The organism is Shewanella sp. MMG014 (assembly GCF_018100775.1).
GTDB classification, from domain to species: Bacteria; Pseudomonadota; Gammaproteobacteria; order Enterobacterales; family Shewanellaceae; genus Shewanella; species Shewanella japonica.
In genome coordinates this window covers 131,000-138,309 of record NZ_JAGJDZ010000013.1, presented here as the reverse complement: position 1 = coordinate 138,309, position 7,310 = coordinate 131,000, and the positions used below count along the sequence as shown (strand labels likewise).

The window sequence follows — 7,310 nt, the reverse complement described above, 5'->3', positions numbered from 1 at the left end:
AACTCAACACCTGTGAGTGTCCACACAGATTACTTGATAAATTGTTAAAGAGCGGACTCGGTAACTAGCGTTTGACGCCTTGTTCCGTGTCAGTGGTTGCGCATTATAGGGAAATCATTTTATCCCGCAAGTGCTTTTCTTAATTAATTTATAAAAAAACGCTCAAAAGCACACTTTTTAAACGTTTCGAACTAAAATCCATCAAAAAAGCTCGTTACAGCACCTTTCATGGCAATTTTATCGTTAACTAAGAGATGTTTTTATTACGACTTTAAGAAAGCTGGTACATCGGCAATGCTGTCTACTACTCCATCGGCAAGCTCAATACCCGCTTCATCAACGACTTTACCACTTCTCACTAATATAGCTGTGTTAATGCCCGCTGCTTTTGCAGCTCTCATATCATCAGCTTTATCACCCACCATAATTGAATTAGCCATATCAATTTTTAAAAACTTTGCTGCATCAAGCATCATTCCCGGTTTAGGTTTTCGGCAATCACAATCTTGCTTATATTCCCCAAGTCCTTTTTCTGGATGATGCGGACAATAGTAGATGCCATCTAATTCAACACCTTTATCTGCAAAGTTCCAATCCATCCATTCGGTTAAATGGTGAAAGTCATCCTCTGAGTACATTCCACGAGCAATACCAGACTGATTAGTCACCACCACGATTTTATAACCCATTTTCTTGAATGCCAGGCAGGCTTCAAATACGCCTTCGATATATTCAAAGTCATCAACAAGGTGTACATAACCTTTATCAATATTAATGACTCCGTCACGATCTAAGAACACGGCTTTATTCACGGTACTATTACTCCTAAATTCTTTATTATTTTGATTATCCCATTACTGGAAAAATTATGCACTTGTATTATAAAAGGAAGATTTTTTAAGGTTGTACTTTATAAAGCGTTCAGTAAAGGTTACCCTTCCGTAGATATTTTGTGGCATTTATTAAGAAGTAATGAGTCAAATAACACCAATAATTCATAAAACACGAACTCAAGCAGTGGTAGAAGTCTTGCGTGAGCGCATATTATCTGGCTTTATCAAAGCAGGTGAGCCACTTAGACAATCAGCTATAGCTGAGCAGCTTAATGTTAGTCGAATTCCTGTGCGAGAAGCGCTTGTTCAACTAGAAGCTGAAGGATTAGTTAAATTCGAAGCACACAAAGGTGCAACAGCCACTGAACTTTCTGTTGAACAAGTCACAGAATTATTTGAATTAAGGGCTATGATTGAAACAGATCTTCTCGCGAAAGCCATTCCCAACTTGCAAGATGAAAATTTCGAACAAGCTGATCAAGTGCTATCTCAATTAGAGACTGCATTAAAGGAAAAAGACTCTGTGGCCACATGGAGCGAACTCAATACTCAGTTTCATACCTGTTTATACGAAGCCGCTAACAAACCGCATACACTTGAAGTCGTTCATGGACTGAACAATAGCTGCGATCGCTATATACGCTTACAGCTATTATTAACAGGCGGAATTCCAACAGCAGAACGCGAACATCGCGAACTGTTTGAGTTGTGCAAAAACAAAGATATCGATAAAGCGACCCAACTTTTACGCCAGCACATTTTAGGTGCAGCAAAGGCAATTAAGAAGCTAGTGATTCAACAAATAGACTAACTATTGCCTCTACGTCGTTTATCAAAAGATTAATTTAAAATTTATTTGAGAGAAAACCACATGCAGTATGCTCATATTACCGGTTGGGGAAAATGCGTCCCACCAGCAAAACTGACTAATGACGACTTAGCCACCTTCATGGATACTTCTGATGAGTGGATTAAGACACGTACTGGGATCAGCGAACGACATATTTCTCACGTTAACACATCTGAGTTAGCGACTGTTGCAGCTAAAAATGCACTCGCTGCTGCAGGTATTGACGGTAGTGAACTGGATTTAATCATACTTGCAACAGCAAGCCCAGACACCTTGATTCCTAATATTGCTTCTACTGTTCAAGCTAATGTAGGGGCAACATGCGGCGCTTTTGATATTAACGCTGCTTGTAGTGGTTTCTTATATGCCCTTGGTATGGGCAGCTCTATGATAAAAAGTGGCCAGAACAAGAAAGTGCTTGTTATTGGCGCAGAGCGATTATCTTTTTATCTAGATTGGTCACGACGTGAAACCGCCGTATTATTTGGCGATGGTGCAGGCGCTGTTGTTATTGAAGCTAGTAATGAACCAGGTGGTGTTTTAGGTTACGAGCTTAATAATGATCCTGCTGCACGTGATATCTTATCATCAGGTTTCGGCACCCAGATGGACCGATTTGATTCTGCATCTCTGGATTTCTTTATTAACCTAAACGGACAAGAAGTCTTTAAACGCGCGATTCATGGTATGGGTGGGTTAAGTACTAAGGTCTTAGCTAATTGCGACATGACCAAAGAAGACGTTGATTTGGTCATTCCACATCAAGCAAACGAGCGTATTATTGATACGTTAATCAGTCGAATGAAGATCCCTAAAGAAAAAGCCTTCGTCAACATTGCGAAATACGGCAACACGTCTGCAGCGACTATTCCTATTGCGATTTGTGATGCGTTAGAACAAGGCCGCATTAATTCAGGACAAACTATTTTATCATGTGCATTTGGTGCAGGATTAACATCAGCTGCTCTATTATTAAAATGGGGTGAGCGAACAACTCCGATTAATGCACCTACTGCGGAGCTGCCTCCGTGTGAAGTTTCTGCACTTGAATTAATTAAACCTGCAGTAGAGTTTTTTACTAAGCGTTAAGCATTTTTAACCTTTAAGTATTTAACCAAACTCATTACTAAAAAAACCAGCCAAGTGCTGGTTTTTTATTTTAATCATCACAAATAACTACAGTTAAATTGATATGAACTCCGATACGGCAAGTTTTTGAGTATCACCAATGGAATTCACTTGAGCAATAAAAAGCTCTGCACACGCAATTGCGTCAACCAATGCTGCATGACCTGAATAGGTAGGTAAACCATATCGCTGCCTGCAAGCATCTAAACGTAAGCTTCCCTCTTTTAATACATCATGCTGACGAAGTAGCCGCTGTTTTTCAGTCGCTAAAGTATCGATAAAGGGTAACCGAATTTGCCTGTTATACACTTTAGCCAAATGAGATTGTATAAAGCTAATGTCCATTGGTGCATGATGAGCTACCAGAATATGTCCCTGAGTACGGTCAATAAACCATTCCATCGCATCAATTAGTGAGGCACCTTCAGACACATGCTGATCGACAATGCCATGTACTGTTGCACTTTGCCCTACACTCCCATCAATATTAACCATGCACTGCTGAGCTTTTGTTAAAGGGATTGAACATGGGATTGTATCTAATTCAATAGGCACTATTCCGATACTGATTATTTCATCTTTTAACGGGTCAAGCCCCGTCATTTCGAGATCCACGGCCATCAATCTCGATGTGGAAAGTGGTTTGTTTATCACATTTAAATACGCTTTTTGATAGTCATAAAGCTTATCTTTATGGCCAAACATTTCATAATGTAAACGTGCTTTAAGCCAGAGTTCATTCACAGGTTAAAAACTCCGCATAAATTTCATTCTAAGACCTGATTGAGCATCGTGAACGACTTTAAAGGCATCACGTAACTGATGACGCATTAGTGATGACATTTGTTGTGGTTTTAAATAGTTAGTGACGTTTTGCTGGCTTGTATATTGCTCTCCTTGATTTGAAAGACGCATATGAGCAATAAATTCAAGCGCATCGGCGAGGTTGAGTGCATCCTTACGGTTTATGATATTGGCATCCATTAATGCACGAATTCGTTTTGGTGTATTCACTTCGGCAATCCCCGCACTTAGTGCATAGACTCTGGCAATATCATTGATTAATGCGACGCCTTTGTGCTTTAAATCCATTCCTTTCACTTCACTGCCATCACGCTCAAGCACAAACTTTCTAAAAAAACCTAATGGCGGCGATTCCACTAATGAATTACCTGCCATTCCAGCAAGAAAGATATCGTTATCTTTAGTACGTTCAAGTACATGACTTTGCAATTGATCAAACAAGCTTTGTGGACCGTACACGGCACGCATATCAAAAAAGATACTGGCATGCATTAACGCTTTAGGCTCAGGAGAATTTAACCAGCTTTCAAAATGTTTTTGCCATTTATCAAGAGGTAAACGCCATTTAGGGTTTTGCGCCATAATATCCCCGGGGCAATAAACATAACCACATTTATCAAGCCCTTCACAAACCGCATGGGTTAGCGCATTAAAATAACCTTTAGCATGTTCATCAGGTTCATGAGCAAGTAACAATCCATTATCTTGATCAGAACAAGCAGCTTGATCTTGTCTCCCTTGAGAGCCAAATGCTAACCAACAAAAAGCCATCGGCGCAGCCCCTAGAATTTGCTGATTTAACACAATTAGCCTACGAGTTAACGCATCGGTGACTGAAGTTAGCACCCGACCAACTTCTTCAGCTCGCGCATCGGCACTTATGAGGTTTTGCAGTAAAACAGGGATTTGTTTACTGACCTGAATTAAACTAGCAATGTCATGTTGCCGCTCAATTTCTCCTATTAGTAAAAGAGGTTGCGAACTTTGACCACGTAATATATCTGTACTGGTCAAAATGCCGACAGGTTTAGTAACTTCATCATCGTTCACTTCATTCGTCATTATCGGCAAATGGTGAATACCGTGCTCACTCATCAATAGCATGGCTTCGAATACGAGATCGTTTTCAAACAATACTTTGGGATTTGCAGTCATTGCTTGATGCACTGCTAATGTACCGTCAAACCCCTCAGCTAAAACCCGATTTCGCAGGTCTCTATCAGTTAATATCCCGATTAGTTTGCCGTTATCTATCACAAGTACCGACGATACCCTAGCGACACGCATTTTTTTTGCAGCTTCACTTACACTAGCATAAGCATTAATCGTTAGGGGATCAGGTGACATCAAGCTGTTAATCCGACTCGTCGTTGTTAAATCCTTTGCCTTAAAACGAGCTTGATGGCGTAACCTTTTAGCAAAAGCACGATTAAAAAAGCGATCAAACTCTCGGCTTTCTTTTCGTAAGTAATTAAAGGTTTCAGGGTTTAAGTGATAAACCAGGCTATCTTCGAGAATTTGAACCTGATTACTGACTTTCTCACCCGATAACAAAGATGGAAAACCAAAATAATCCCCTTCTCCAAGTCTATCTAACAACTCACCTTCTTGATCCCGTACTTCAAAGGAACCAGAACGAACAATGTATAGTTGTGGATGAGACTCATCTAACGGGACCGTTCGGCTAGCTTTGCTGTAATAGCCAATAGAGAGTTGCTGACAACATCGAGCTAAGTCTGATGAAGATAAAGAATCAAATGGAATTAACCCACTGATAAATTGTGTGATCGGTTGAAGTTCGCTTGCGTCTTTCATAACACTCCATCATTTTCTCACCTCGATGAATTCACTATATGAAAAACCACTGCATGACACTATTCGACTTATGGCCAGTAACTTGATGTAAAATAATGTTTGGTTAAAAACAAAAAGAGCGCCGAAGCGCTCTTTACCGTTCAAGTTCATCTTGTTAGTGATCTTGAGCGCCACCAGCTCCTTTAGGGAAGCGAATAGACTCAACCATCTCAACAACATCTTGTGGTACATCTTTAGTCACTTTACTAACAGCGAATGCGACACCAAAGTTAATGAACATACCTACCATACCGAATCCTTCAGGTGAAATACCTAAGAACCAGTTATCGCTGACGTTAGCTGCAGGGTTCACGAATTTGAAATAAACGATATAACCAGCAGTAAACAGTAGACCCGTTAACATACCAGCAATTGCCCCTTCCTTATTCACAGTCTTAGAGAAGATACCCATAATAATTGCCGGGAATAATGACGATGCAGCCAGACCGAATGCAATCGCAACAACCGCAGCCACAAAGCCTGGAGGATTAATTCCGAAGTAACCCGCCATGACAACACCTAACGCTGCGGCAATTCGGGCATACTTAAGCTCCTCTTTATCAGAAATATTGGGCATTAAGTTTTTCTTCAATAAGTCATGAGAAACAGACGTTGAAATTACCAATAGTAACCCTGCCGATGTAGACAGTGCCGCCGCTAAGCCACCAGCTGCGACTAATGCAATCACCCATGCTGGAAGTGAAGCAATTTCAGGCGTAGCAAGTACCATGATATCGCGGTCGATCTTCATTTCATTGGTATCGCCTTTAGAATAATAAATGTTGCCATCGTTATTTTTATCATCCCAAGTAATTAAGCCTGTTTTTTCCCAGTTTTTAATCCAGTTAGGTGCGCTTTCATATGACACACCTGTAGATTCTGGACCATTGATTGTTTCAATCATATTTACACGTGAGAAAGCAGCAAGTGCAGGAATTGTTGTATACATAATCGCGATAAATACAAGCGCCCAACCAGCAGATAAACGTGCATCTTTTACTTTAGGTACAGTGAAGAAGCGCACGATTACATGCGGTAAACCCGCAGTACCAAACATTAATGCGCCCGTAATAAAGAACACATCAATCATGCTCTTTGAGCCTTCCGTATATTGGGAGAAACCGAGTTCCGCTGATAAACCATCGAGCTTATCTAAGAGGTAAACCCCAGTCCCATTACCGGCAGCATCAACAAGCTCAGCACCAAAACCGATTTGAGGTAAAATATGGCCTGTCATCATCACTGAGATGAAAATGGCTGGTACCATGAAAGCAAAAATAAGCACACAATACTGTGCAACTTGAGTGTAAGTAATCCCTTTCATACCACCAAGTACAGCGTAAAAGAACACCACTGCCATACCGATATAAACACCCGTTTCTACTTCAACTTCTAAGAAGCGGGAGAATACAACACCCACACCACGCATTTGACCTGCAATATAGGTAAAACAGATGAAAATGGCGCAAACGACCGCAACGGTACGTGCAGCTTGTGAGTAGTAACGGTCACCAATAAAGTCTGGTACGGTAAATTTACCAAACTTACGTAGGTAAGGAGCCATACACAGCGCTAGCAGAACATAGCCTCCCGTCCAACCCATTAAGTAAACTGAGCCATCATAACCAGTAAACGACACGATACCTGCCAGCGAGATAAATGATGCCGCTGACATCCAATCGGCAGCAGTTGCCATGCCATTCATTACAGGTGGAACCCCACCACCAGCAACATAGAACTCTTTAGTAGAACCAGCACGAGACCAAATGGCGATACCGATATATAGGGCAAATGTGACCCCAACAATGAGATAAGTTAACGTTTGAACATCCATGATTTAT

The 7,310-nt window shown here is 40.9% G+C and carries 6 protein-coding genes; 2 read left to right on the top strand and 4 right to left on the bottom strand.

Going from position 1 to position 7,310, the window contains the following annotated elements; genetic code table 11:
• Nucleotides 1-263: 263 nt before the first annotated feature.
• Entirely contained in the window at nucleotides 264-812 is a 549-nt protein-coding gene (gmhB, locus tag J8L86_RS18525; RefSeq protein ID WP_065110554.1) for a D-glycero-beta-D-manno-heptose 1,7-bisphosphate 7-phosphatase, read from the bottom strand.
• Between the two features lie 160 nt (nucleotides 813-972).
• Between gmhB and J8L86_RS18520 the strand changes: the two genes are divergently transcribed.
• Both J8L86_RS18520 and J8L86_RS18515 read left to right on the top strand, forming a co-directional pair.
• Entirely contained in the window at nucleotides 973-1,644 is a 672-nt protein-coding gene (locus J8L86_RS18520) for a GntR family transcriptional regulator (protein ID WP_055024625.1), read from the top strand.
• Nucleotides 1,645-1,704: 60 nt separating this feature from the next.
• Entirely contained in the window at nucleotides 1,705-2,772 is a 1,068-nt protein-coding gene (locus J8L86_RS18515) for a ketoacyl-ACP synthase III (RefSeq protein ID WP_065110555.1), read from the top strand.
• A gap of 93 nt (nucleotides 2,773-2,865) precedes the next feature.
• On the opposite strand, the gene J8L86_RS18510 is transcribed toward J8L86_RS18515, so the two are convergent.
• The 3 genes from J8L86_RS18510 to J8L86_RS18500 form a co-directional block, all read right to left on the bottom strand.
• Complete coding sequence (locus tag J8L86_RS18510; protein ID WP_065110556.1) at nucleotides 2,866-3,555, bottom strand: exonuclease domain-containing protein; 690 nt, start codon at nucleotides 3,553-3,555, stop codon at nucleotides 2,866-2,868.
• 3 nt (nucleotides 3,556-3,558) lie between these two features.
• A complete protein-coding gene (locus J8L86_RS18505) occupies nucleotides 3,559-5,430 on the bottom strand; it encodes a DUF294 nucleotidyltransferase-like domain-containing protein (protein WP_211031249.1) in 1,872 nt (623 codons plus the stop codon).
• A gap of 154 nt (nucleotides 5,431-5,584) precedes the next feature.
• Entirely contained in the window at nucleotides 5,585-7,303 is a 1,719-nt protein-coding gene (locus J8L86_RS18500) for a sodium:solute symporter family protein (protein WP_055024628.1), read from the bottom strand.
• Between the last annotated feature and the right edge of the window lie 7 nt (nucleotides 7,304-7,310).

Coding starts and splice junctions, on each gene's coding strand:
- J8L86_RS18500 (WP_055024628.1), bottom strand. CDS start 7,303: ATGGATGTTCAAACGTTAACTTATCTCATTGTTGGGGTCACATTTGCC.
- J8L86_RS18515 (WP_065110555.1), top strand. CDS start 1,705: ATGCAGTATGCTCATATTACCGGTTGGGGAAAATGCGTCCCACCAGCA.
- J8L86_RS18505 (WP_211031249.1), bottom strand. CDS start 5,430: ATGAAAGACGCAAGCGAACTTCAACCGATCACACAATTTATCAGTGGG.
- J8L86_RS18520 (WP_055024625.1), top strand. CDS start 973: ATGAGTCAAATAACACCAATAATTCATAAAACACGAACTCAAGCAGTG.